Below are 25909 nucleotides of genomic sequence, written 5' to 3'. Positions count from 1 at the left end.
GTTAGGTATGAAATTGCAAGAGGGTGTTCATCTACATTTTTTGGAGGGAGAGAAGTTTACAACGAATCAGATTTTGGTTCGTTTTGCAGCTCCAATGAATCAAAAAACAGTGGCTGGCCGAGTTTTACTTTCTAACATGCTAGATATGGCTAATCAAGAGTATCCCAATTCTCATCAATTTCATCAGCGTTTAGCAGAGTTATATGGCGCGCACTTCTCCACTAGTGTGTCAAAAAAGGGTCGAGTACATTCGATTGATATAAAAATAAGCTACATAAAATCAAGCTACCTACCAGAAAAATCAGATTTGACGATACCATTATTGGATTTTCTATATGCCTGTCTGTTTAAGCCATTGGTTAAAAAGGAGGCTTTTGAGAAAGAGTTCTTTACTATTGAAAAGACAAATTTAGTAAACTATCTTGATACAGAGGTGGAAGATCATTTTTATCATGCAGATGTGGAACTCTCGAGCTTGTTTTTTGAAGATGAATCGTTGAAAATTCCGCGTATTGGAAAACGGTATTTAGTAGAAAAAGAGACAGCAGAAACAGTTTACAAGGCTTTACAGGACATGATTCATCTAGACCGGATTGATTTTTTCTTTTCTGGGGAATTTGACCAGGAAGAAGTTATCAATCGATTGAAAGCCTTTCGTTTTTCTTATCGTAATCCAAAATTAGAATGGACCTATAAGCAGGATTTTTCAAATGTTGTTAGAGAAAAAATGGAGCGAAAAGAAACAGGTCAATCTATTTTAGAATTAGCTTATCATTTACAATCTGTTTACAGAGATGTCAATTATATTCCTCTGGTTGTTCTCAATGGTTTATTTGGAAGTTTTGCCCATTCAAAATTATTTGTAAATGTCCGTGAACAGGAAGGTCTTGCTTACACAATCGGCAGTCAGTTGAATATTTTTTCAGGTCTTTTAAAAGTGTATGCTGGAATTGATAGGGAAAATCGCAAAAAGACCATGAGGCAAATCAGTAAACAGTTGCTAGACATCAAAAGAGGTCATTTCACCGATGAAGAATTGGAGTTGACAAAAAAGATGTTACTTCATTCGGCTACTCTTTCTCAGGATAAGCAGGGGCAGCTGATTGAACAAGCTTATAATAAGGTCATTTTTGGAGAACAGCAGTTAGAGCTAGACGAATGGATGGAGGCTGTCAAACGAGTTTCAAAAGAAGATGTAATTCGTGCTTCAAGATTGGTTCGATTACAGGCTGTTTATTTTATGGAAGGAGTTGAACTGGAAAGATGAAGTTGACAGAAAAACACTACTCTTACTTGACACATCCTGTTTATTATGGAAAGTTGGTAAATGGCTTGACAGTTGTGTTAATTCCAAAAAAAGATTTTCAAGAGACCTATGCTATACTAAAGGTTCAGTTTGGTTCGGTTGACAATGAATTTACAGATGTTGACAGTGTCAAAAAGAGTTATCCAGCAGGGATTGCACATTTTTTAGAACATAAACTGTTTGAAATGGAAAATGGTGGTGATCTACTGCAAGAATTTGCTCGATATGGTGCAAATGCAAATGCCTATACCAGTTTTAACCAGACAAGTTACCTTTTTTCAACGACAGAAGAACTTCGTCAACCTCTTTCCTTGCTGCAGAAAATGGTGAGAGAAACGCATTTTACAGAAGGAAGTGTTGAACGAGAAAAGGAGATTATTGGTCAGGAAATTGATATGTATGCGGATGATCCAGATCATCGTTTGTACTTGGGCATTTTAAATAGTTTGTACCCTGATACAGCCTTGGCTGAGGATATTGCCGGTTCGAGAGAGTCAATTGAGCGGATTTCTGCTAGGATTTTGCAAGAGAATTTTAGACAGTTTTATCAGCCACAGAAGATGACACTGGTTGTCATGGGGGACATAGATGCCGATGAGGTCTTTCAATGGATTGTGCAGGATCAATCGGAGAATCCTGTGACTGCTGAAAAGAAAGCTAACTTGCCCCTACTTCCAAAAAATCCGCTGTTGCAGAACCGCAAGGAATACCTTGAAGTGGCTCTACCTAAGATGGCGATTGGTTTACGAGGGAATGATTCGATTGGGCAGGAGGAAGAGCAGCATTATCGAATTTGTCTCAGTTTTTTACTATCCATGTTGCTTGGTCGTACCTCTAAGAGATATCAAACTTTATACAGTGAAAATAAGATTGACCATTCTCTTTCATTTCATGTCGAGGTACATGGAGGTTATCACTTTGCAGTTGTGACAGCTGATACGGCTGAACCTATTACTGTTTCAAGTCAGTTAAAAAAAGCCTTGTTAAACTTTGAACGTGATACTGATGTGACGGAGCAACATTTTACCATTCTAAAAAATGAGATGTATGGGGAGTTTATTCGCGGTCTCAATTCGTCCGAATTTACAGTTGGTTATTTCGTGGAGCATGTCTCAGAAACAGAAACAATTTTTGATATTCCGGGGCTGTTGAACCGTCTGACACTAGAGGAAGTGATCGACGTTGGACGACAATTTATTTCTAGCTGTGAGATGACAGATTTTATGATTTTTCCAAAATAAAAGTAAATTAACATCGAAATTTCCCTAATTTTTTGGTACAATATGGTATTGAAAACTAATTGATAGAGAGAGGAACTGATGAGACAAAAAAGTATAGGAGAGGTACTGCGTGCAGCTAGGGAAAGTCGTGGTTGGAATTTTGCTGATTTGCAGCGAATGACAAAAATCCATGCAAAGTATTTGCAGGCTTTAGAGTACAATGATTTTGAATTTATCCCAGATCCAGCCTACATCCGCTCGTTTTTGCAGCGTTATGCTGAGGTGTTGGAGCTAGATGCAGCGGTGTTGATTGATGCCTATGATAAAAATAGTTTAGTGATGTATTATGAAGCAGGAGAAGAGGAAGAACTACAGTCTGAATTGAGAAGAAGCTATAAAGTGAAAAAAAAGAAAACATCGTATCTACCATTGATTTACTTATTGTTAGCATCGATTTTTATCCTTTTCTTTGTGACCTATATTGTCTATTCTCGTGTGCAAAATCAGGCACGAATTACTGGGACAAGCACTTCTTACAGCGTGGTATCACAGTCTTCGAGTACTGCTACGGAGGAAATGGAAACTTCTGTAAGTACTTCTTCGTCTACAGCTCCTTCTTCTAGTAGTCAAGTATCAGGTGTTAGTTTGGTAACTTCTGGTGGTGGAAGTGACTTGGCTGTGACAGTCAAAGGGTCGAAAGAACCAGTTACTGTTACCCTTGCGGTTTCTAGTGTAACAAGTTGGGTCAGTTTAACGGATAGCGAGATTGCAGGTGGATTTACTTTATCAACAGCGAATCCAACGGTATCAGCAACTCTTCCAGCAGGGACCTCGACAGCGACTCTGGTGCTAGGTGTTGTCCGTGGAGTTGATATTACGATTGCGGGCCAAAAGTTAGATACATCTGCTTTAACAAATCAGTCAGGAAATGTGCTTCTGACGATTGAACAATGAGGAAGAAAATGAAAAAAGAACATATCCCCAATGCTTTAACGCTTGGTCGTATCTTGGTAATTCCGATATTTATTCTAGTTTTAAGTGTTTGGAACAGTTTTGCTGGTCATATTGTAGCAGCAATCTTGTTTGCACTTGCTAGTTTGACAGACTATCTTGATGGTTATTTAGCACGTAAATGGCAGGTAGTCACGAATTTTGGTAAATTTGCGGATCCAATGGCAGATAAGATTCTAGTAATGACAGCGTTTATCATGCTAGTTGAGCTGGGATTTGCTCCAGCATGGATTGTGGCGATTATTATTTGTCGTGAATTAGCTGTTACTGGCTTGCGTTTGCTCTTGGTTGAAAATGGCGGAACGGTACTTGCTGCAGCTATGCCTGGTAAAATTAAGACATTTTCTCAAATGTTTGCGATTATCTTTTTATTGCTCCACTGGCAGTTGTTAGGAACAATCACCCTTTACATCGCCTTATTTTTCACTCTGTATTCAGGTTATGATTATTTTAAGGGAGCCTCCTATTTATTTAAGGATACTTTTCAGTAATGACAAATATAATTGAAGTAAAACATGTAAGCTATAAATACGATGTAGAAGATCACCACTATACTTTAGATGATGTAACGTTTCACGTGAAACAGGGGGAATGGTTATCAATCATTGGTCACAATGGATCTGGTAAGTCAACTACAGTACGCTTGATAGATGGTCTTTTGGAGGCTGAATCAGGAGAAATTATCATTTCTGGAGATAGTTTGACACCTCTAAATGTTTGGGAGAAACGTCGTCAGATTGGCATGGTTTTTCAAAATCCAGATAATCAGTTTGTTGGGGCAACTGTTGAAGATGACGTTGCCTTCGGTCTCGAAAATCAAGGAATTCCACTAGAAGAAATGACACAGCGGGTTCATGAGGCTTTGGAACTTGTTGGGATGTCCGATTTTAAAAAACGGGAACCTGCAAGGCTTTCTGGTGGTCAGAAACAACGTGTTGCGATTGCTGGGGTCGTTGCCTTGCGTCCGAGCATTATTATTCTTGATGAAGCAACTAGTATGTTAGATCCTGAAGGACGATTAGAGTTAATTCGGATTGTTAAAGAAATTAAGGAAAAATATCAGATTACTGTTCTTTCCATTACCCATGATTTAGACGAGGTAGCCTTGAGTGATCGGGTGATGGTGATGAAACAGGGCAAGATAGAGTCAATTAGCAGTCCTGCAGAATTATTTATGCGTGATGATTTACAAGATTTAGGGCTTGATCAGCCATTTACAGCAAAACTCGTCCAGGAATTAAGTGATAAAGGTTTAGCCATTCCATTGCGCTATTTTACAGAAGAGGAATTAGAAGAAGCATTATGGGCATTACTCTCCAACAAGTAGATTATACATATCAAGCGAACACGCCTTTTGAAGGACGTGCACTTTTTGGTGTCGATTTGGAGATTGTAGATGGCTCTTACACTGCTATTATCGGTCATACAGGATCCGGAAAATCAACCATTTTACAGTTATTAAATGGTCTTAATATTCCTACATCTGGAACAGTCTTCATTGATGATTTTTGTATTACACCAACCTCTATCAACAAGGATATTAAACAAGTACGTAAAAAAGTGGGACTTGTTTTCCAATTTCCAGAAAGTCAGGTTTTTGAAGAAACGGTTCTAAAAGATGTTGCATTTGGGCCACAGAATTTTGGTATTTCAAGGGAAGAGGCTGAGGAGATTGCGCGTGAAAAGCTAGCTCTAGTAGGAATATCGGAAGAGTTATTTGATCGTAGTCCCTTTGAATTATCTGGTGGACAAATGCGACGGGTTGCAATTGCTGGGATTTTGGCTATGGAGCCAAAGGTTCTAGTACTCGATGAGCCAACAGCCGGACTTGATCCAGCAGGCCGAAAGGAATTGATGACTATTTTTAAACAGCTTCATCAAACAGGGATGACCATTGTTCTTGTAACGCATTTGATGGATGATGTAGCAAATTTTGCGGATTATGTGTTTATTATGGCCAATGGAAAATTGGTAAAATCAGGAAAACCGGTTGTGATTTTTCAAGATGTTGATTTTATGGAGAGTATTCAGTTGGGTGTTCCTAAAATTACGAAATTTGCAGCGAATTTGGAGCGCAGAGGATTTGTCTTTGAGCATCTGCCGATTACAATGGAGGAATTGATTGAGGTGGTAGCCCATGGATAAGTTAATTTTAGGTCGCTATATTCCAGGAGATTCGATGATACATCGCTTGGATCCGCGAAGTAAATTGCTCGTTATGATGAGTTTTTTATTGATTATTTTCTGGGCAAATAATCTGGTGACGAACCTCTTATTGGTTGCATTTGTATTACTGGTCATCTTTTTATCTAAGATAAAATTGAGCTTTTTCCTTAATGGTGTAAAGCCCATGATTGGCATTATTCTCTTTACAACTCTGTTTCAAGTCTTTTTTACAGGTGGTCATAACGTCTTGTGGCAGTTCTGGATTTTGAAAGTGACGGAGGAAGGAATCCAGCAAGCAGGAATTATTTTTGTCCGCTTTGTCTTGATTATTTTTCTTTCTACTTTACTCACCTTAACCACGATGCCCCTTAGTTTGGCAGATGGTATTGAAGCAGGTTTGGCTCCGTTGACTTATGTGAAGGTCCCAGTGCATGAAATCGGTTTGATGTTGTCTATGAGTTTACGGTTTGTTCCAACTCTTATGGATGATACAACAAGGATTATGAATGCGCAGCGGGCGCGGGGAGTTGATTTTGGAGAGGGAAGTCTTGTTCAGAAGGTAAAATCTGTTATTCCGATTCTGATTCCATTATTTGCCTCTAGTTTTAAAAGGGCAGATGCCTTAGCAACGGCTATGGAAGCGCGTGGCTACCAAGGTGGAGAAGGTCGAACAAAGTATCGTGTGTTAAAATGGAAATTAGCAGATAGTCTTGCTCTGTTGGTTATTCTTGGTTTAGGAATTCTTCTTTATTACTTGAAAAGTTAGTGAAAATATAAGAAAAAGCGCCATTTTGGTGCTTTTATTGTCTAATTTAAACGTATTTGTAACATTTGTAATCTTTTCACAAAGTCAGAGTAATATTCTAGTTGTATGATAGATGTCAGTTGAAAGAAAGGATTATATAAATAAAATGACACTTACAACGAAACAATTCCAGCTCATGATTGCAGGGGTTATTGCAATGGGCTTACTGTTGATTACAAATGCAGTTAATGCGGATACCTATAAGGTGAAGGCTGGTGATACGCTATCTGAGATTGCTGTAACCCATAGAACAACAGTCGAATCACTTGTCACATTAAACAAGATTACCAATCCAAATTTAATTTACGTAGATCAAGAACTAGAATTAGGAAATGGTAAAGCAAACGGTCAAACGACTACAACTGTAAAACTTCCACCAGCAGTTCGCGCTGTACCTGCAAGCCCAGCTCCGACTCCAGCTCCAGTTATTCAGGAAGTATCTGCTGAAGAAGTACCAGTAGTTGTTGAAGCACCTGTAAGTTATACTTCAACTGTTGCAGGAGATGAAGCAGCAGCTAAGGAGTGGATTGCGCAAAAAGAATCAGGGGGTAGCTATACTGCCCAAAACGGAATTTACTATGGTCGTTACCAGTTGACAGATAGTTATTTAAATGGGGACTATTCCGCTGAAAATCAAGAACGCGTGGCAGATGCTTATGTGACAAACCGTTACGGTTCATGGTCAGCTGCTCAAGAATTTTGGTTAGCCAATGGCTGGTATTAAGTCTGTAGAAGATCGAAGTTGCTTCGGTCTTTTTTGAACGATGAAAAAAGCTGGGTTTCCCCAGTTTTTAGTTATTTCCAAAGATGTGCTGAGCGAGACGTTTGCCAGTTGGTGTAATAGCAAGCCCACCTTCTGCTGTTTCACGAAAGGCAGTTGGCAAGCTGGAACCCACTTGGTACATAGCGAGAATAACCTCATCTACTGGGATTTTTGACTCAATACCTGCAAGTGCCATATCAGCTGCAACAAGTGCATAGCTTGCTCCCATAGCATTTCGTTTGACACAAGGGACCTCTACAAGGCCAGCAACAGGATCGCAAATTAATCCAAGCATGTTTTTGATTACAAAACAGATGGCTTGACTGGCTTGAAAGGCAGATCCACCTGCGGCTATCGTAAGTGCGGCAGCAGACATGGCGGCAGCAGAACCAACCTCTGCCTGACACCCACCTTCTGCTCCTGAAATAGAAGCATTATTTGCAATCACAAGTCCGAAAGCACCTGCTGTAAAGAGAAAGTCAAGTTGTTCTTTTTCAGTTAGTTTCAGCTTATCAATAGCAACTCCGAGGACCGCTGGTAGGCAACCAGCAGATCCAGCAGTAGGTGTTGCACAAACCAAACCCATTTTGGCATTTAATTCGTTTACAGCGATGGCATTGCGGGCGGCAGAGAGAATTGTTTTGTCTGATAAGGTTTTTCCAGACTGGATATAGCGTTCCAGTTTAGCTGCATCGCCTCCAGTTAGCCCAGAAACAGACTTACTTTCTGTCAACCCATCAATAATAGAAGCTTTCATAACTGTCAAGTTTCTTGACATTAGTGTCAAGATTTCCTCTCGTGACCGTCCTGTGAGCTCGATTTCGGTATGAATCATTAGGTCAGAAACACTGCCTGAAAAGGTCTCAGTGGCTTGTTTTACCAGTTCTTCAATCGTATAAAACATGATTTCTCTTTCTAGTTAAAAAAGTTGACATTGTGTAAATGTGGAATTTGTTCAATTTCAGCGATGGAATGGCCACATTGTCTTGAGTCTACTTCGATAATCATAATGGCTTTTTCACCAGCGCTCTCACGGGTTACATTCATTTGAGCGATATTGATGTCATATTTAGAGAGAATATCCGTCACTTTTGCAATCATTCCAGGCACATCTTGGTGAACAATAATAATAGTGGGTGTATTCATATTAAGATTGACTGCAAAGCCGTTTAGCTCCGTTACTTGAATATTTCCTCCACCGATGGAAATCCCAGTTGCAGAAATCGATTTGTGATTATTTTTAATGATAATACGGGTTGTATTCGGATGAGGTGTATTGCTATCTTTATTGATTTTCCAGTAAACCTTAATGCCTTTTTCTCGAGCAATATCAAGCGAATCTGGAATACGGGGGTCATCCGTATCCATTCCTAGGATACCCGCTACAAGAGCCACATCGGTACCATGTCCTCGATAGGTCTTAGCAAATGAATTATAGAGCTGAAATTCGACCTCGGTTGGTATTTCGCCAAAGATTGATGAGACAATTTTACCGATGCGGACAGCGCCTGCAGTGTGGCTAGATGACGGACCAATCATGACAGGTCCGATAATATCAAATACCGATTGAAATTTTAAATTTGCCATATCTTTTCCTCAATTTTTCTCTTACTTGTATTATATCAAATAACGTTCGGAAAATCTGCTTCTTAATTTTATTTGCTAGAAAATAGACAGGGATGTGGTATAATACTGTCTGTGCTATCTGCACTTCAAAATCGACCTTCAATCGTTTTTTGAAAATAGATGGTGTAAAGGAAGTTTACACTAGATTAAATTGATGGGAGAATAGACAATGAGTGATAACTCAAAGATACGTGTTGTCGTTGGGATGAGTGGGGGTGTTGATTCCTCTGTCACGGCCCTTTTGCTCAAGGAGCAAGGCTATGATGTGATTGGCATCTTCATGAAAAACTGGGACGACACAGACGAAAATGGCTTTTGTACTGCGACAGAAGATTACAAAGATGTAGCAGCTGTTGCGGATCAAATTGGGATACCGTACTACTCTGTCAACTTTGAAAAAGAGTATTGGGACCGAGTATTTGAATATTTTCTTGCCGAATACCGGGCAGGACGAACACCGAATCCTGATGTGATGTGTAATAAGGAGATTAAATTCAAAGCCTTTTTAGACTATGCGATGAACTTGGGGGCTGATTATGTAGCGACAGGTCATTATGCACAAGTGAAGCGAGATGAGAATGGCCTTGTTCACATGCTGCGTGGGGCTGATAATGGCAAGGATCAGACCTATTTTCTCAGTCAATTATCGCAAGAACAATTGCAGAAAACGATGTTTCCTTTAGGGCATTTGCAGAAATCAGAAGTACGTGAAATTGCTGAACGTGCTGGTCTTGCCACAGCTAAGAAAAAAGATTCGACTGGGATTTGTTTTATCGGTGAAAAGAACTTTAAAGAATTTCTCAGCCAGTATCTGCCTGCTCAAAAAGGACGCATGATGACAGTTGATGGTCGAGATATGGGGGAACATGCAGGTCTCATGTATTACACCATTGGCCAACGTGGGGGACTTGGTATCGGTGGACAAATTGGTGGGGATAATGCTCCATGGTTTGTTGTTGGAAAAGATTTGTCACAAAATATTTTATATGTGGGACAAGGATTCTATCATGAATCGTTGATGTCAACTAGCTTGACAGCTAGTCAAGTTCACTTTACACAGGAGATGCCTGAAAACTTTACGCTGGAATGTACGGCAAAATTCCGTTACCGCCAACCAGATTCAAAAGTGACAGTCCATGTTAAAGATGACAAAGCAGAAGTTGTCTTTGCTGAACCACAACGGGCCATTACTCCTGGTCAAGCCGTTGTTTTCTATAATGGCGATGAATGCCTAGGTGGGGGCATGATTGACCTTGCCTTTAAAGATGGAAAAGTGTGTCAATATATTTAAGTTGACAACTTTGTAAATGTTATATGGAGTAAGCTATGAAAATCGGAGTCATACAGGCTAGCACTAGAACGGATATGAACGATACATTAGTCCAGGCTGTTCAAAAATCAGTCGCAAGTCAGCACGAAGTTGTCAACTTAGGCGTATTTGCAAGTGAGACAGTGAGCTATTCCTATGTAGAAATTGCAGTTATGATTAGTTTATTGATTGAGACTCAGGCCTTGGAATTTGTTGTGACGGGATGTTCATCTGGTCAAGGGATGATGCTTGCCTGGTCTCCGATGTGGATTCATTCAGACACCACAGGATGCTTTCTTGTTTGGTAGAATCAATAATGGCAATGTTGTTTCCTTACCGCTCGGATTGAATATGGGATGGTGTGGGGAATTAAACTTGGAATATACGCTTGAAAAATTATTCGATGGTGAATTTGGGATTGGTTATCCGAAGGAAGATGCTGCTAGGAAACGGCAAGAAACAGCGTTATTAATAAGCTTCAATCAACTCACTAAGAAAACATTGCTAGAAATCATAGATGAAATGGACGAAGGTTTGCTCCGGAAAATAGCCAATCGAAAGACTCTCTATCAGTATATTAACGAAAATGCGAAGAATCGTGCATTGGTGGATAAATTGCAGCGATTCCTTGGTTGACATTCTGTGCCAATCTGATAAAATAGAAGTATAACAATGCTATGATGGTCAAAGCTCATAGGAATTGGACGTTTTTTGCGTGCAGTTTCTGAGGGTTTTGGCTCTTTTTGTCTAGAAAGGCCGAAAAAAGTGGATTTTAGAACGAGAAGCAACGGGAAAACTTTCGGGATTCGAGCGGCAGCACTAATTCTGAAAAATCAAAAGCTCTTTCTTTCCTATCGTGAGGATACTCAGAAATACTATACGATTGGCGGAGCTATTCAGGTTGGCGAGTCAACAGAAGCTGCAGTGGTCAGAGAGGTAAAAGAAGAACTAGGGATTGATGTAGCAGTCAAGCAACTAGCTTTTATTGTTGAAAATGAGTTTACAGTAGTTGACAAGAAAGAGCCAGTCAATTTTCACAATATTGAGTTTCACTATATCGTTGAACCATTGGGAAATCTGCCTTCTCAGATGATTGAGGAAGAGTGGGGAAGTCCGTGTTATTGGATAGATGTTAACAATCTTGTCAATATTGATGTAGTTCCCGCTTTTTTGAAAACGGCCTTACCTAGCTGGTCAGGGGCGATTGACCATATCAGAATTAAAGGAGACTAGGAGATGACATATTCGTTTACAGAAGAGTATGACGTGATTGTAATTGGCGCGGGCCATGCGGGTGTAGAAGCGGGTCTTGCCACCAGTCGGATGGGGTGTAAGACCCTTCTTGCAACGATTAACTTGGATATGGTGGCTTTTATGCCTTGTAATCCGTCTATTGGTGGATCGGCTAAGGGGATTGTAGTCCGTGAGATTGATGCTCTTGGTGGCGAAATGGGGCGCAATATTGACAAGACCTACATTCAGATGAAAATGCTGAATACAGGAAAAGGTCCTGCTGTACGTGCTCTTCGTGCCCAGGCTGATAAGGCCAAATACTCGCTAGAGATGAAGCGTACGGTGGAACAACAGGAGAATCTAACTCTTCGTCAGACCATGATTGATGAGATTTTGGTTGAAGACAATCGAGTCATTGGTGTTCGGACAGCAACCAATCAATATCTTGCGGCAAAGGCAGTCGTTGTAACGACAGGTACAGCTTTGCGTGGAGAGATTATCATTGGCGATTTAAAATATTCCTCAGGTCCAAACAACAGCTTAGCTTCTGTCACTTTGGCGGATAACTTGAAAGAATTAGGCCTTGAAATTGGGCGGTTTAAGACAGGAACGCCTCCTCGGGTCAATGCAAGAACAGTTGATTATACTGCAACAGAAGTTCAACCTGGAGATGAAAAGCCGAACCATTTTTCTTTTTTATCTAAAGATGAAGATTACTTGCAAGACCAGATTCCATGCTGGTTGACTTATACGAATGCGTGTAGCCATGAAATTATCAATAGTAATCTTCACAGAGCGCCTATGTTTTCAGGTGTGGTAAAAGGAGTAGGTCCACGCTATTGTCCATCTATTGAAGATAAAATTGTGCGCTTTGCGGATAAAGAGCGTCATCAGTTGTTCTTAGAACCAGAGGGGCGTGATACCGATGAGATTTATATTCAGGGGCTTTCAACCAGCCTTCCAGAAGATGTGCAAAAGGACTTGGTTCACTCTATTAAGGGACTTGAAAATGCAGAAATGATGCGGACAGGCTATGCAATTGAGTACGATATGGTCATGCCTCATCAATTGCGGGCGACTCTTGAAACCAAAAAAATCTCAGGTCTGTTTACTGCTGGACAAACTAATGGGACTTCAGGATATGAAGAAGCCGCGGGTCAGGGAATTGTAGCAGGAATCAATGCTGCTCTTAAAGTACAAGGCAAACCAGAATTGATTTTGAAACGTAGTGATGGCTATATTGGCGTGATGATTGATGACTTGGTGACTAAAGGAACAGTTGAACCTTATCGCCTCTTGACGAGTCGGGCAGAATATCGATTGATTTTGCGGCATGACAATGCAGATATGCGTTTGACAGAAATTGGGCGTCAGGTTGGTTTGGTCGATGATGAGCGTTATCAGGTCTTTCAGATTCACAAGAATCAGTTCGAAAATGAAATGGCTCGGTTGGAGTCAATCAAGTTAAAACCTGTCAAGGAAACCAATGAGAAGGTTGTCGCGATGGGCTTTAAACCGCTGACAGATGCGCTGACTGCAAAAGAGTTTATGAGAAGACCTGAAATCACCTATGCGGATGTTATTCAATTTGTTGGTCTAGCTGCTGAGGAACTGTCTGATAAGACCATTGAATTGATTGAAACCGAGGTGAAATATGAGGGTTATATTACTAAAGCCTTGGACCAGGTTGAAAAAATGAAACGGATGGAAGAAAAACGGATTCCAGCAGATATTGATTGGGATGATATTGATTCCATTGCGACCGAAGCACGTCAGAAATTCAAGTTGATTTCCCCAGAAACGATTGGACAAGCTAGCCGTATTTCAGGGGTCAATCCAGCAGATATTTCAATCCTCATGGTTTATCTAGAAGGACGGAGTCGTTCTATTTCAAAGAATCAGGCTAAAAAATAATGATTAAGGACTGGACAGTTTGTTCGGTCTTTTTTACCTAACTGAATAGGAGCAGGATCTTTTCTGGTTCGCTTTGATTGGAAATAGAAACTAGCATTTTCAGCGATTTTATGGTAGAATGGCAAGCAGAGGTTAGTGATGAAAAAATTTCGATTTGCAACGATTCATTTTGTGATGATTGGGATCATTCTCTTTGGATTAGTAGCTTTAATACAAAGTTTATACCCGACATCTACAATTACCTATTTATCCATTTTTATCGCCTTATTCTTACTTGTTCTATTATTTATTTTCCAACAACATTCCTATGAAGTGAGTGAAGTGGAACAGATTGAGTATCTAAATGCTCAGGCTGATTCTGGTCTGATGCGCTTATTGGCCCATATGCCAGTTGGTGTGATTAAAATCTCAGAAGACAATCAAGTAGAGTGGTTTAACCCTTATGCAGAGCTTCTATTTGTCAAGGAAGATGGTGAGTTTGATCAACGAAAACTGCGGGAAATGATTGACGTTGGTCTGGATGAGGATAGGACTTATGTAACAATTGCTGACAAACGTTATGCAGTCTACGTAGATTTTGAACAAGGAATCTTCTACTTTTTTGATGCGTCAACAGAATATTATGCTACCTCAAATTTGATTGGTAGTCGGCCTGCTATTGGGATTATTTCTGTCGATAATTATGATGAGTTAGAAGATATTTATTCCGATTCTCAGATTAGCCAAATCAATAGCTTTTTAGCACAATTTGTATCTGATTTCGCAAACGAGAATGGGATTTACTACCGTCGTGGAACCATGGATCGTTTCTACTTCTTTACAGATTATGCGGTTTTGGAAGGATTAATTGAAGATAAATTTTCGGTTATCAACCGGTTTCGTGAAGAAGCAAAACAGATGGAGTTGGCCTTGACCCTAAGTATAGGAATTGCTTATGGAGCTAGTAATCATCAGCAAATCGGTCAGGTTGCTTTACAAAATCTCAATATGGCTGAAGTTCGGGGCGGGGACCAAGTTGTTGTTAAAGAAAATGATGAGAGCAAACAGCCACTCTTTTTCGGCGGTGGCTCTGCTTCTGCTGTTAAACGGACACGAACGCGTACACGTGCGATGATGACGGCTGTTTCGGACAAATTGAAAATGGTGGATAAGGTCTTTGTGGTGGGACATCGCAACTTGGATATGGATGCCTTGGGTTCTGCTGTTGGAATGCAGTATTTTGCACAAAATATCATGAATAATGCCTACACTGTCTACAATTCACAGGAAATGTCAGCTGATATTGAGCGAGCAATCCAGCGATTGGCTCATGAAAATTGCTCGAATTTATTGACGGTAGAGGAAGCCAAGAAGCAGGTGACTTCTCAATCGCTTCTCATTATGGTCGATCATTCTAAGATTGGTTTGACCTTGTCAAAAGAATTTTATGAATTGTTTAGTCAAGTTGTAGTGGTTGATCATCATCGTCGTGATGCAGATTTCCCAGAAAATGCAGTCTTGACTTATATTGAGAGTGGTGCAAGTTCAGCAAGTGAACTGGTAACGGAATTGATTCAATTTCAAAATGATAAGCACCATAAGCTCAATCGACTTCAGTCTAGTCTTCTCATGGCAGGGATTATGCTTGATACCAAGAATTTCACCTCGCGCGTGACTAGCCGAACATTTGATGTGGCAAGTTACCTCAGAAATCGTGGTAGTGATAGTTCAGAAATTCAGCAGATTGCGGCAACGGATTTCAACGAATACCGCCAAATCAACGAATTGATTTTAAGAGGACAAAAGATTTCAGACCATATTGTTTTGGTTTGTGGCGATGAACAAATTGCCTATGATACGATTGTCCCAAGTAAGGCAGCGGATACGATTTTAGGGATGGCAGGGATTGAAGCAGTCTTTGTTGTCACAAAAAATGTCAATGATTATATCGCTATTTCAGCTCGTAGCCGCAGTAAGGTAAACGTACAGCGAATCATGGAAGAGATGGGTGGAGGTGGTCATTTTAATCTTGCAGCAGCCCAAGTGCATTATGAATCACTTGACCAAGTTCAAATGAAATTACAGCAAGTGATTGAAGAGGAATTAAAAGAAATATAGGAGGAATTTACATGAAAGTTATTTTTTTAGCAGATGTCAAAGGGAAAGGTAAAAAAGGGGAAATCAAGGAAGTTCCAACAGGATACGCCCAAAATTTCTTGATTAAGAAAAATCTTGCCAAGGAGGCGACTAATCAAGCCATTAGTGAATTACGTGGTAAACAAAAATCGCAAGAAAAAGCCCATGCTGAGATGTTAGCAGAAGCAGAAGCAATTAAGGCGAGATTAGCTGAAGATAAGACGCTTGTTTCCTTTGTTGAAAAAGTTGGTCCAGATGGTCGTACGTTTGGCTCCATTACAAGCAAGAAAATTGCTGAGGAGTTGGAAAAACAATTCGGTATTAAGATAGACAAGCGGAATATCCAGTTGGATCATCCAATTCGTGCGGTTGGCTTAATCGATGTTCCTGTGAAAATTTATCAAGATGTGACAGGTGTTATTAACTTAAGCATTAAGGAAGCCTAAGTAAATTGTAGTAGAGATGGGAGGTGAGAATCTTGGCAGAATTGGATGAACTGCGTGTACAACCTCAAGATATTTTAGCAGAACAGTCTGTTCTTGGTGCAATTTTTATCGATGAGGGAAAATTAGTTTTCGTTCGCGAATATATTGAAGCAGACGATTTCTTCAAATACGCCCACCAGCTGATTTTTAAAGCAATGATTGCCTTGTCGGATCGTCATGAAGCGATTGATGCGACCACCATGCGGAATTATCTAGCTAATCATGGGGACTTGGAAAATATTGGCGGTCTCAGCTATCTGGCAGAAGTGATTAATTCGGTACCAACTTCTGCGAATGCGGAATATTATGCCAAGATTGTTGCCGAAAAATCAAATTTACGAAAGCTGATTTCGAGTCTGACGGATTCGATTAATCAAGCCTATGATGGGGCAGATGAGTCAGATGAGATTATTGCGCGTGCTGAAAAGGCCTTAATTGATGTCAGTGAAGGTGCAAGCCGTAGCGGGTTTAAGCAGATTGAGGATATTTTACATATCAACTTTGAAAATTTGGAAAGACGCTCGCAACAAACATCTGATATTACAGGAATTGCGACGGGTTATCCAGCCTTGGATGCGATGACAACAGGTTTGCATGAAGAAGAGTTGATTATTTTGGCGGCGCGTCCAGCGGTCGGAAAGACGGCCTTTGCCTTAAATATTGCACAAAATATTGGTACCAAACTAGGATTGACAGTTGCTATCTTTTCCCTAGAAATGGGGGCTGAAAGTCTCGTTGACCGGATGTTAGCTGCAGAAGGCATGATTAACTCCCGTTCGATTCGTACAGGTCATTTGACTGATGAAGAATGGCAAAAATTGACCATGGCACAGGCAAATTTGGCCAATGCGAGTATCTATATTGATGATACGCCAGGGATTAAGATTACTGAAATTCGTTCTCGCTCTCGGAAATTAGCGCAAGAAACAGGCAATCTCGGCTTGATTTTGATTGACTATTTGCAGTTGATTACAGGCACCGGTCGGGAAAATCGTCAACAGGAAGTTTCTGAAATTTCTCGCCAATTGAAGATTTTGGCCAAAGAGCTGAAAGTGCCTGTTATTGCGCTTAGTCAGCTATCTCGTGGTGTGGAACAGCGCCAAGATAAGCGTCCAGTCTTGTCTGATATTCGGGAGTCTGGTTCGATTGAGCAGGATGCAGATATTGTAGCCTTCCTTTATCGTGATGATTATTATGAACGGGGAGGCCAAGAAGAGGGTGGAATTCCAAATGATACTGTTGAAGTCATCATTGAAAAAAACCGTTCAGGAGCACGTGGAACGGTTGAACTGATGTTTAAAAAAGAATACAATAAATTTTCAAGTATTTCCAAGAGAGAGGATGGATAAGAATGAGTGATGCATTTACAGATGTTGCTAAGATGAAGCAAATCAAAGAAGATATTAAAAACCATGAAGGGCAAGTTGTTGAATTAACCCTTGAAAATGGCCGAAAACGGGAGAAAAATAAGCAAGGTCGAATTACAGAGGTGTATCAATCCCTCTTTATCGTAGAATATGAAGACCCGAATAATACCTATGTAGAATCCTATACCTATTCTGATGTGTTAACAGAAAAGATTTTGATTCATTATTTGGATTAGTAGAATAAAATGAGGCTGAGACAAAAGTGTCCAGCCTCAATTCCTTTATAGATTTAACAGTTTGACGCATATCAATCGTCAGAAAAGTGACTATTAATACCCAATCCTAGAGACTCGAAAGCGAGGCTTGTCGGGTTTGTAAAACGTTGATAAATCAACATTCTACAGACTGCATCAACCTTGCGTGGGTGAGAGTAAACGAATCCAGTAGATTCGTTTAGCCCGAACCTAAAAATAAAGGAGTGAGGATAATCGATTTCTGCGAAATACCGATTTTTTATACGAAATCTTCCAGATTATATTCTTTCGTGGGTGAGCGCTTTACGCTCATCCTGTTATGGCTTCAAGCCAGTTCTTCTCGCAGAGCAGAACAAGAAAACCACCAGCTAAGCTGGTGGCTAACAAGGCTTCTAGCTTTCATTTATTTTTCCTACTATAATCTAATTGTTCAAGTTAGACAAAGGAGGAAAAATAAATGACTAAAAGCAGTTATAGTTTATCACACACCAAATGGATGTGCAAATATCATATTGTCTTCACACCGAAGTACCGAAGAAAAGCCATATACTACAAAATTAGGCAGGATTTAATCGATATTTTCCGTCATCTATGCCAATATAAAGGAGTTGAAATTATTGAAGGTCACATGATGTCAGATCATGTTCACATGTTAGTTCTCATTCCTCCAAAACTTGCGATTTCTGATTTTATGGGCTATCTGAAAAGTAAAAGTGCCTTAATGATATTTGATAAACATGCGAATTTAAAATATAAGTATGGAAATCGCAAGTTTTGGGCAAGAGGCTATTACGTCAGTACGGTAGGATTAAACGAGAAAACTGTTGCGAAGTATATCCGTGAGCAGGAAAAGACTGACATCGCTCTTGATAAGTTGAGTGTTAAAGAGTATGAAGATCCATTTTCAGATGGAGGTTTTAGAACAAGATAAAAGCCCGTTGTTACGGGCATTAGTCAAGTAATAGAAGCTAACCTGAACGAAGTTCAGCGAGCGTCTTTAGACGCCCGCTGGAGGGAAACGGCTTATAGCCGGTGTACAAGCCACCCGTTTTCACGGGTGGTTATGACTTTGTCTCACTCCCCTATTTCTTTGATTCTGTCATGGTTCTTCTATCTTTCTCATCTTTCTAGTTTGACAGATGGGGCATCTCATTTTCGAATGATAAAGGTTGAATATCTCGGTGAAAAAATATTGAAAATTTTCTGATACTTTTGTATAATAATTGAGATATTAAGATGGAGGTGATGCTGTGGATAACAAAGAATTTGGGGCAAAAGTTCGACGATTGCGGGAAAATTTGGGTATTACTAGAGAGCAGTTTTGTGAAGATGAAGTTGAATTAACTGCTCGACAGTTGATGCGGATAGAAGCCGGACAATCTAAGCCAACATTGAGCAAAATTACCTTCATTGCCCAACGTTTGGGTATGACTCTTTATCAATTGATGCCGGATTATGTCGAGTTGCCATCTCGTTATACAAAGTTAAAGTACGATGTGTTACGTGTACCTACATACGGAAAGCCTGAATTAGTAGAGAAACGTGAGGCTCTCTTAGAAGAAATCTATGATGACTTCTATGATAGATTACCAGAAGAAGAAAAGATAGCGATAGATGCCTTTCGGTCAGCGCTAGATGTTGCAGAAACGCAAACAGCACACTTTGGTCAGGAAATTATTGATGAGTACTTTTTTCAGATCCGCCAGAAAGATTCGTATAAAATTAATGATTTGTTAATTATACGCCTCTATATAGAACGCATAAAATATTGGCAAGAAGAAGAGCAGTTTCCAGATTTTTTAGAGTTACTAGAAGTCTTAGTCCATCAAGTAGATGTCGTAATCGCAGAAGACTTATTTGTCCTGCGTGACGTTCTAATGGCAGCAATTGGGATATTAGGAAAATCGGGAAAATACGAATTTTTTCCTAGACTATTCAAAGCTTTAGATGACATCATGATGATGAGTCAGGATTTTCAGAAGAAGCCAATTTTGAGTATGCTAAAGTGGAAATATGAGTTATTCCATACAAAGAATAGGGAACAAGCAACATTTTACTATGAAGAAGCGATTAATTTTGCTCAGCTAATTGGGAATACATATCTTGCAGAGCGACTGGAAGCGGAATGGCAGGAAAATATTGCCTAATGTGACAAATTTGTCCTGTTGTGAAAAGTATAAATCTTGTATACTAAACTTATCAAAGAGATAAGGAGATATAAGATGTTTAAATTTTTAAGTGTGATTGGAGTTTTTGGAGAAGGGTGGCCAGGGCCATGGTGGGATTTTTAATCCCCCTTTTTCTTTTGATTTTTTAGGGGAAACTTGATAGGATAGGGGTGTTGGAGGATGGGATGACGTTAGAAAAATGGCTCAATGAGAAGCAGGGAAGGAACTACCGCTATAAGATGGAGAAGGTGCGGTATGCGTTGGATTTACTAGGACACCCAGAGCAGGGACTGCCGGTGGTTCATGTGGCGGGTACGAATGGGAAGGGGTCGACTATTGCATTTTTGAGAAGCCTGTTGGAGGGACATAACTTACGTGTAGGAACGTTTGTATCACCGCATTTGGTAACGGTTCATGACCGTATCTGTATCAATGGGCAGCCGATTGCGAAAGCTGATTTTCAGAAGTTGCTTGAGCGTGTTTTTCAGCTGGAGAAGAAAGTCGAACAGGTTTATGAGCCGTTCCGCTATTTTGAAGTGCTGACGCTAGTGATGCTACTCTATTTTCAGGCGCAGCGGCTTGATATTGCTTTGGTTGAGGTAGGAATCGGAGGATTGCTAGACACGACCAATGTGGTGGAGCCTTTGATAAGTATCATTACCTCTATTGGCTTGGATCATCAGGATTTATTAGGAAATAGTCTCACTGAGATTGCGGAACAAAAAGCAGGGATCATAAAGGAGAAAGCACCTATTATATTGGGACCTATGCCTGATGTTGCTTTGCAAATTTGCAAGAAAACAGCGAGTGCCCATCACGCCCCGCTCTACTATGAAGGACGAGATTTTGTCTTAATGAATGGTCAATTTCGCAGTGACACTTGGCAAATAGAAGGGATCGAACTGGGGCTGATTGGTCAGCATCAAGAAGAAAATGCAGCGCTAGCATTGCAGGCTTTTTATCTGTTGATGAATCATCAAGATATCCACATTGACCAAGAAGAGGTTTTGAAAACCTTGAAAAACACCCAGTGGGCTGGTCGACTCGAACGGATTGGTGGTACAAATCGCATGTACTTAGACGGCGCACATAATTTGCCAGCAATTGAGCGGCTGGTCGATTTTGTCCAGTCTCAGCAATGGAATAGGGTTACAATTTTATTTTCAGCATTGAAACGGAAAGATTTCCGAGAAATGCTGGATTCTATTTGCGAACGGCTACCGGAAGCTCGCTTGATTTTAACGAGCTTTGCCTATGATGGAGGGATAGACGAGCTAGATGCTCCTAAAGGGATACCTTATATAGCGGATTATGTCCAATTCATTCAAGAATGGGAGCGTCAGTCGCTTGAAGGGGAACTGCTCTTTATAACGGGCTCTCTCTACTTCATCGCAGAAGTCAGAAAAGCTATCGAAAAAAACTCAAAGTAGCTATCATTACTTGATTGATTTATGTTCCTGTTTTTCGAATAAATAGGTATGACACATCAAGAAAAAGAAGCTTTTTTAGCAACCTTTCAAAAAGAAGAATACCATACTTTTCGTGAAATTGAGCGCTATGTCCAACTATTACAAGAGAAGACGGGTCTGTCAATTGAACTTGATATTGTCCCGAAAAATCAGGTTATTAAGTGAAGAACAAAAGTTCTAATACTCGTCAAAAATCAAACTCTGACCTTATTAACTTATCCTAAGTGGCTAGCTTCATTTTAGAACTTTTGGTGTGCAATTTTTCCTGCGTCTGTCGTGATAAAATGTACAAAAGGCTTTACAAAGCCTTTTTTCTATGATATACTATCCCTTGTGTGAAATAGCAGCAGAGGAATATGAAGCTCGTCAACAGGTACTTTGCAATAGAAGTAACCTTAGCTGTTTAGGCGAAGGGTACCTGCACGAATCAGGATTTCTCAAAGACTATTTCCATAAAAAATTTATTTTATGGAGGACATTCTTATGTCACGTTATACAGGACCATCTTGGAAACAAGCACGCCGTCTTGGTTTGTCACTTACAGGTACAGGTAAAGAGCTTGCTCGTCGTAACTATGTACCAGGTCAACATGGACCAAACAACCGCAGCAAATTGTCAGAATACGGTTTGCAATTGGCTGAGAAACAAAAACTTCGTTTCTCTTACGGTGTAGGTGAGAAGCAATTCCGTAACTTGTTCGTACAAGCTACAAAAATCAAAGGCGGAATTCTTGGTTTCAACTTCATGCTTCTTCTTGAGCGTCGTTTGGACAACGTTGTTTACCGTCTTGGTCTTGCAACAACTCGTCGTCAAGCACGTCAATTTGTAAACCACGGTCATATCCTTGTTGACGGAAAACGCGTTGACATTCCTAGCTACCGTGTTGAAGTAGGTCAAGTGATTTCCGTTCGTGAAAAATCATTGAAAGTACCTGCAATCCTTGAAGCAGTTGAAGCAACTCTTGGACGTCCAGCATTCGTATCATTTGATGCTGATAAATTAGAAGGTTCATTAACTCGCCTTCCAGAACGCGACGAAATCAACCCAGAAATTAACGAAGCACTTGTCGTTGAATTCTACAACAAAATGCTTTAATTTCATTATGTATATTACAGAAAGCCTACGCAAGTGGGCTTTTTGTTTTGCATGAAAATGAAAATCAATACATTTGTGAAAAAAATTACAAAAACTATTGCAAGTGATTGGTAAATAGGGTACAATAATACGGTAACTTTAAAAAAGGAGAAGATTTAATATGAAGAAGAAAGTTTGGCTAGGTGCCTTACTAAGTTTGTTCGCTGCTGTTTTCTTGATTGCTTGTGGAAGTAAATCAACCAATACAGCAGAATCGTCAACTCCTGCTTCATCTTCTAAAGAAGAAGCTGTTTCAGGAGCATCAGAGAAGGTCTATACAGATCCGTCAGAATTAAAAGACAACTATGATGTAGTTGTCATCGGTTCAGGTGGTGCAGGTATGGCTGCAGCAGTTTCTGCTCACGATGCAGGAGCAAGCGTAGCTGTTCTTGAAAAGATGGGAGAAGTAGGTGGAAATACCGCAAAATCATCCGCAGGTATGAATGCTTCTCAAACGAAATTCCAAGATAAAGAGGGAATTAACGATTCAAACGATAAATTCTATGAAGAAACCCTTAAAGGTGGTGGCGGAACAAACGACCCAGAATTGCTTCGCTATTTAGTAGATAACTCAGCATCTGCAATCGACTGGTTGGATGGTATGGGAATTACCCTCAGCAACATCACAACAACAGGTGGTATGAGTGAAAAACGAACTCACCGTCCAGCGGATGGTTCAGCAGTTGGTGGTTACCTTGTAACTGGTCTTTATCACAACTTGACAGAGCGCAAGATTCCAATGTTCGTCAATGCTGATGTGACAAATCTTGAAGAAAAAGACGGTAAGATTTCAGGTGTTGAAGTAAAAATTGATGGTAAAACAAAAAAAGTTGCAGCTAAAGCCGTCGTGATTGCAACAGGTGGTTTCGGTGCTGATTTAGAAAAAGTTGCTCAATTAAATCCCAAATTAAAAGGTTATGTCACAACAAACCAAGCAGGTTCAACAGGTGATGGGATTGCTCTTGCAGAAGCAAAAGGTGCTGCAACGGTTGATATGGAACAGATTCAAATCCACCCAACTGTTGAGCAAGAAAAAGCTTACTTGATTACAGAAGCTATCCGTGGAGAAGGTGCTATTTTGGTGAATACAAAAGGAGAGCGTTTCTTCAATGAATTGGAAACTCGTGATAAAGTTTCTGCAGCAATCAATGGTTTAGAGCCAAACTATGCTTACGTGGTGTTTGATTCAGCCTTGAAAGACCGCGTAAAAGCAATTGCTCAATATGAGAAAAAAGGTCTTGTGAAATCAGGTGAAACACTTGCAGATCTTGCAAAAGCAATTGATGTTCCAGCAGATGCCTTACAAACAACCTTGGATACATGGAATAAGGCTGTTGCAGATAAAAGTGATGCAGCATTTGGTCGGTCAAGCGGTATGGATCATGCTTTAGATAAAGCTCCTTACTATGCAATCAAGATTGCACCAGGTATTCACCACACAATGGGTGGTCTTAAAATTAATACCAATACAGAAGTATTGAACAAAGAAGGTCAAGCAATTCCAGGTCTTTACGCAGCTGGAGAAGTGACAGGTGGTGTTCACGGTAAAAACCGTATTGGTGGGAATGCCGTCGCAGATATTATTGTATTTGGTCGCCAAGCTGGTGAACAATCTGCGAAATTTGTGAAAAAATAATCCAATAATCAAGGAGGTTGAGGCTCGTTCTCAGCCTTCTATTTTTATAGAGTTAACATTCTCTTTCCTATAAAGTCTAATTCATCTGTTGAATCATGCTAGGCTTCTTCAAAAAATAGCAGAAGATGGTATAATAAGAAAGAGAATGGAGGAGGTTGTATGAAGAAGCGCTATTGGTTTTATCTAGTGTGTTTAGGGGTATTAATTGGCTATTTTTTGATGCCCAAACAAGCGCAACGAGCTTCTTATTTAGCAAAAGAGTGGACTGACTCTGAGCAAATTTGGATTGTAACCGATATGCATTACCTATCTCCAAGTCTGCACGATAATGGTAAGGCTTTTTCCATTATTCAAAATACAGCAGCAGGAAAAGATGTCCGCTATAGTAAGGAAAGAATGGATGCCTTGGTGGCTCAAGTGAAGAAAGAGAAGCCTAAGTTACTCCTTGTTAGTGGGGATTTGAGCCTAAATGGTGAAAAAAAGAGCATGGAAGACTTGGCAGAACAGTTCAACGTAATGGAAGCTGCTGGTACAGAAGTGTTGGTTATTCCAGGAAATCATGATATTGCCAGTGGGTGGGCGCGTGAATTTAAGGGTGAGAATCAGGTTAAGACAGCCCAAGTCACGAAGAAGGACTTTGAAAAAATCTTTACAGATTTTGGTTACGCCCAAGCCAGTCAACGGGATAAATCTTCTCTTAGTTATATGGCAAAGCCCTTTACAAATCTTTGGTTATTGATGATTGATAGTAATATCTATGTCGACGGCCTAGGAAGGGGTGCTCCTGCGACGAATGGGCGATTGAAAAAAGAAACGTTGATGTGGATAACTTCCCAATTGCAGGAAGCTAGGGAAGCGGGAGTTCAGGTGATTCCGATTATGCATCATAATGTCTTGGACCAGCACATTGCGCCGACGAGTGGATTTACACTTGATAATGCGGTTGATTTGCGAGAATTGTATGATCAGTATGGTATTACCCTAACCTTTTCTGGTCATATTCATACCCAGCACATCACTCAATCAACAGGAAAGCAATCGCAGCTTACTGAGGTTGTAAATGGCGCTTTTTCCATGTATCCTATGACCATTGGTCGTTTATCTTTAAAAGAGAATCGCCTCATTTATCAACAAACCAGACTTGATGTTGACTTGTGGAAAAACAATGCGAATCTCGATTTAGCGGATCATCAAAAATATTTAATGGATGTCTTTCATCGGTCGAGTGATATGATGCTTCATACTGCCTTACATGATGATGCAGCTTATGACCGGCAATTGGCAGATCAACTGTCAGACATAATGGCTTCGCTCAATCTTGCCTTTTTTTCAGGTGAACGTTTGACGGAGGAATGGTTTAAAGAAAAAATCTATCAACACCCGGCTTATGTAGCCCTCCTGAAACAAGAGCCTCAAAGTAGATTGGTAGATTATATAGGGATGATGATAGATGAAATGAAAGAGGGCGCTGTTGATTATGTAGAAATCGAATGGAAGCAGAAAAAGCCCGATTAGGGCTTTTTGAATGGCATAGTAAGCACGGCAACAATCAGTTTCTTCTGTCGTTAAGTCACCTGCCTTCAACAGTCCAGCGGACTGTTGAAGGTTGGAAATAAGGATTATGAAATAATCCTCAGCTAATCTACGTTACCCCTGCAGTTTTTAGGACACAAGCTACGCTAGTTTTATCTATCATCTTCCACAATTCTCAATTGTGGAACCTAGTCAGATGTTGATTTTTATAGAGTATGCCACACCTTGCTGAATCATTTGGAGATTCTTTCTATCTCTAATTTCGAATCTTAATCAGATTTTATAGAGTAGTATACTCATTGACATTCAAAAATAACCAACTTATCCACCAATTTAGACCCTTAAAAAATAGAAATTGGTTGCATTGACAACGTTAGGAGAGTGATGATGTCAGC

24 protein-coding genes and 1 pseudogene are annotated in these 25909 nt (G+C 40.1%); 23 read left to right on the top strand and 2 right to left on the bottom strand.

Going from position 1 to position 25909, the window contains the following annotated elements; all coding sequences use genetic code 11:
- The first annotated feature begins 7 nt into the window (after positions 1-7).
- From yfmF to apf, 8 genes are all read left to right on the top strand, one after another.
- Positions 8-1267: an EF-P 5-aminopentanol modification-associated protein YfmF gene (yfmF, locus tag A4H00_RS03825; RefSeq protein WP_067087492.1), complete on the top strand. Its 1260-nt coding sequence runs from the start codon at positions 8-10 to the stop codon at positions 1265-1267.
- A complete protein-coding gene (yfmH, locus tag A4H00_RS03820; protein WP_067087489.1) occupies positions 1264-2547 on the top strand; it encodes an EF-P 5-aminopentanol modification-associated protein YfmH in 1284 nt (427 codons plus the stop codon). The genes yfmF and yfmH overlap by 4 nt, the downstream gene beginning before the upstream one ends.
- A 78-nt stretch (positions 2548-2625) precedes the next feature.
- Positions 2626-3480 carry a cytoskeleton protein RodZ gene (rodZ, locus tag A4H00_RS03815; RefSeq protein ID WP_067087486.1) on the top strand — a complete coding sequence of 285 codons (855 nt, stop codon included), beginning with the start codon at positions 2626-2628 and terminating at the stop codon, positions 3478-3480.
- 8 nt (positions 3481-3488) lie between these two features.
- Positions 3489-4028 carry a CDP-diacylglycerol--glycerol-3-phosphate 3-phosphatidyltransferase gene (pgsA, locus tag A4H00_RS03810; protein WP_067087483.1) on the top strand — a complete coding sequence of 180 codons (540 nt, stop codon included), beginning with the start codon at positions 3489-3491 and terminating at the stop codon, positions 4026-4028.
- Positions 4028-4864 (top strand): energy-coupling factor ABC transporter ATP-binding protein, encoded by an 837-nt coding sequence (locus A4H00_RS03805; protein WP_067087480.1) that lies wholly within the window; start codon positions 4028-4030, stop codon positions 4862-4864. The genes pgsA and A4H00_RS03805 overlap by 1 nt, the downstream gene beginning before the upstream one ends.
- Positions 4840-5682 carry an energy-coupling factor transporter ATPase gene (locus A4H00_RS03800; RefSeq protein ID WP_067087478.1) on the top strand — a complete coding sequence of 281 codons (843 nt, stop codon included), beginning with the start codon at positions 4840-4842 and terminating at the stop codon, positions 5680-5682. Before A4H00_RS03805 ends, A4H00_RS03800 begins: the two co-directional genes overlap by 25 nt.
- A complete protein-coding gene (locus A4H00_RS03795) occupies positions 5675-6469 on the top strand; it encodes an energy-coupling factor transporter transmembrane component T family protein (RefSeq protein ID WP_067087475.1) in 795 nt (264 codons plus the stop codon). The genes A4H00_RS03800 and A4H00_RS03795 overlap by 8 nt, the downstream gene beginning before the upstream one ends.
- A gap of 145 nt (positions 6470-6614) precedes the next feature.
- Entirely contained in the window at positions 6615-7232 is a 618-nt protein-coding gene (gene apf / locus A4H00_RS03790) for an aggregation-promoting factor (protein WP_067087472.1), read from the top strand.
- Positions 7233-7299: 67 nt separating this feature from the next.
- On the opposite strand, the gene sdaAA is transcribed toward apf, so the two are convergent.
- Complete coding sequence (gene sdaAA, locus A4H00_RS03785) at positions 7300-8175, bottom strand: L-serine ammonia-lyase, iron-sulfur-dependent, subunit alpha (RefSeq protein WP_067087469.1); 876 nt, start codon at positions 8173-8175, stop codon at positions 7300-7302.
- Positions 8176-8186: 11 nt separating this feature from the next.
- The gene (gene sdaAB / locus A4H00_RS03780) at positions 8187-8858 is read right to left on the bottom strand and encodes an L-serine ammonia-lyase, iron-sulfur-dependent subunit beta (RefSeq protein ID WP_067087466.1); all 672 of its coding nucleotides are present in this window, start codon (positions 8856-8858) and stop codon (positions 8187-8189) included.
- Positions 8859-9066: 208 nt separating this feature from the next.
- Here sdaAB and mnmA point away from each other — a divergent pair, with 208 nt between their 5' ends.
- From mnmA to A4H00_RS03710, 15 genes and pseudogenes are all read left to right on the top strand, one after another.
- Positions 9067-10188, top strand: coding sequence for a tRNA 2-thiouridine(34) synthase MnmA (mnmA, locus tag A4H00_RS03775; RefSeq protein WP_067087463.1), 1122 nt, complete (start codon positions 9067-9069; stop codon positions 10186-10188).
- Between the two features lie 35 nt (positions 10189-10223).
- Positions 10224-10842: pseudogene (locus tag A4H00_RS03770) on the top strand (RpiB/LacA/LacB family sugar-phosphate isomerase).
- Positions 10843-10971: 129 nt separating this feature from the next.
- Entirely contained in the window at positions 10972-11439 is a 468-nt protein-coding gene (locus tag A4H00_RS03765) for an NUDIX hydrolase (protein WP_067091455.1), read from the top strand.
- Positions 11440-11442: 3 nt separating this feature from the next.
- Positions 11443-13353: a tRNA uridine-5-carboxymethylaminomethyl(34) synthesis enzyme MnmG gene (gene mnmG, locus A4H00_RS03760; protein ID WP_067087460.1), complete on the top strand. Its 1911-nt coding sequence runs from the start codon at positions 11443-11445 to the stop codon at positions 13351-13353.
- A gap of 138 nt (positions 13354-13491) precedes the next feature.
- Positions 13492-15450, top strand: coding sequence for a DHH family phosphoesterase (locus A4H00_RS03755; protein WP_067087457.1), 1959 nt, complete (start codon positions 13492-13494; stop codon positions 15448-15450).
- Between the two features lie 11 nt (positions 15451-15461).
- A complete protein-coding gene (gene rplI, locus A4H00_RS03750; protein WP_067087455.1) occupies positions 15462-15914 on the top strand; it encodes a 50S ribosomal protein L9 in 453 nt (150 codons plus the stop codon).
- Between the two features lie 32 nt (positions 15915-15946).
- Positions 15947-17302 (top strand): replicative DNA helicase, encoded by a 1356-nt coding sequence (gene dnaB, locus A4H00_RS03745; protein WP_067087452.1) that lies wholly within the window; start codon positions 15947-15949, stop codon positions 17300-17302.
- A 2-nt stretch (positions 17303-17304) separates the two neighbouring features.
- Entirely contained in the window at positions 17305-17556 is a 252-nt protein-coding gene (locus A4H00_RS03740) for a Veg family protein (protein WP_067087450.1), read from the top strand.
- A gap of 475 nt (positions 17557-18031) precedes the next feature.
- Positions 18032-18505: an IS200/IS605 family transposase gene (gene tnpA / locus A4H00_RS03735; RefSeq protein ID WP_067087447.1), complete on the top strand. Its 474-nt coding sequence runs from the start codon at positions 18032-18034 to the stop codon at positions 18503-18505.
- Between the two features lie 319 nt (positions 18506-18824).
- Positions 18825-19721 carry a helix-turn-helix domain-containing protein gene (locus A4H00_RS03730; protein WP_067087444.1) on the top strand — a complete coding sequence of 299 codons (897 nt, stop codon included), beginning with the start codon at positions 18825-18827 and terminating at the stop codon, positions 19719-19721.
- A 206-nt stretch (positions 19722-19927) separates the two neighbouring features.
- Positions 19928-21172, top strand: a complete 1245-nt coding sequence (locus A4H00_RS03725; protein WP_067087442.1) for a bifunctional folylpolyglutamate synthase/dihydrofolate synthase — start codon at positions 19928-19930, stop codon at positions 21170-21172.
- Positions 21173-21220: 48 nt separating this feature from the next.
- Entirely contained in the window at positions 21221-21376 is a 156-nt protein-coding gene (locus A4H00_RS11825; protein ID WP_157770982.1) for a hypothetical protein, read from the top strand.
- Positions 21377-21694: 318 nt separating this feature from the next.
- Positions 21695-22306, top strand: coding sequence for a 30S ribosomal protein S4 (gene rpsD / locus A4H00_RS03720; RefSeq protein WP_067087439.1), 612 nt, complete (start codon positions 21695-21697; stop codon positions 22304-22306).
- A 160-nt stretch (positions 22307-22466) separates the two neighbouring features.
- Positions 22467-23981, top strand: a complete 1515-nt coding sequence (locus A4H00_RS03715) for a flavocytochrome c (RefSeq protein ID WP_067087438.1) — start codon at positions 22467-22469, stop codon at positions 23979-23981.
- A gap of 159 nt (positions 23982-24140) precedes the next feature.
- The gene (locus tag A4H00_RS03710; RefSeq protein ID WP_067087435.1) at positions 24141-25496 is read left to right on the top strand and encodes a metallophosphoesterase; all 1356 of its coding nucleotides are present in this window, start codon (positions 24141-24143) and stop codon (positions 25494-25496) included.
- Positions 25497-25909 lie beyond the last annotated feature (413 nt).

This window comes from Streptococcus marmotae, assembly GCF_001623565.1.
Taxonomy (GTDB): domain Bacteria; phylum Bacillota; class Bacilli; order Lactobacillales; family Streptococcaceae; genus Streptococcus; species Streptococcus marmotae.
This window is presented reverse-complemented; position numbering and strand designations above follow the sequence as displayed.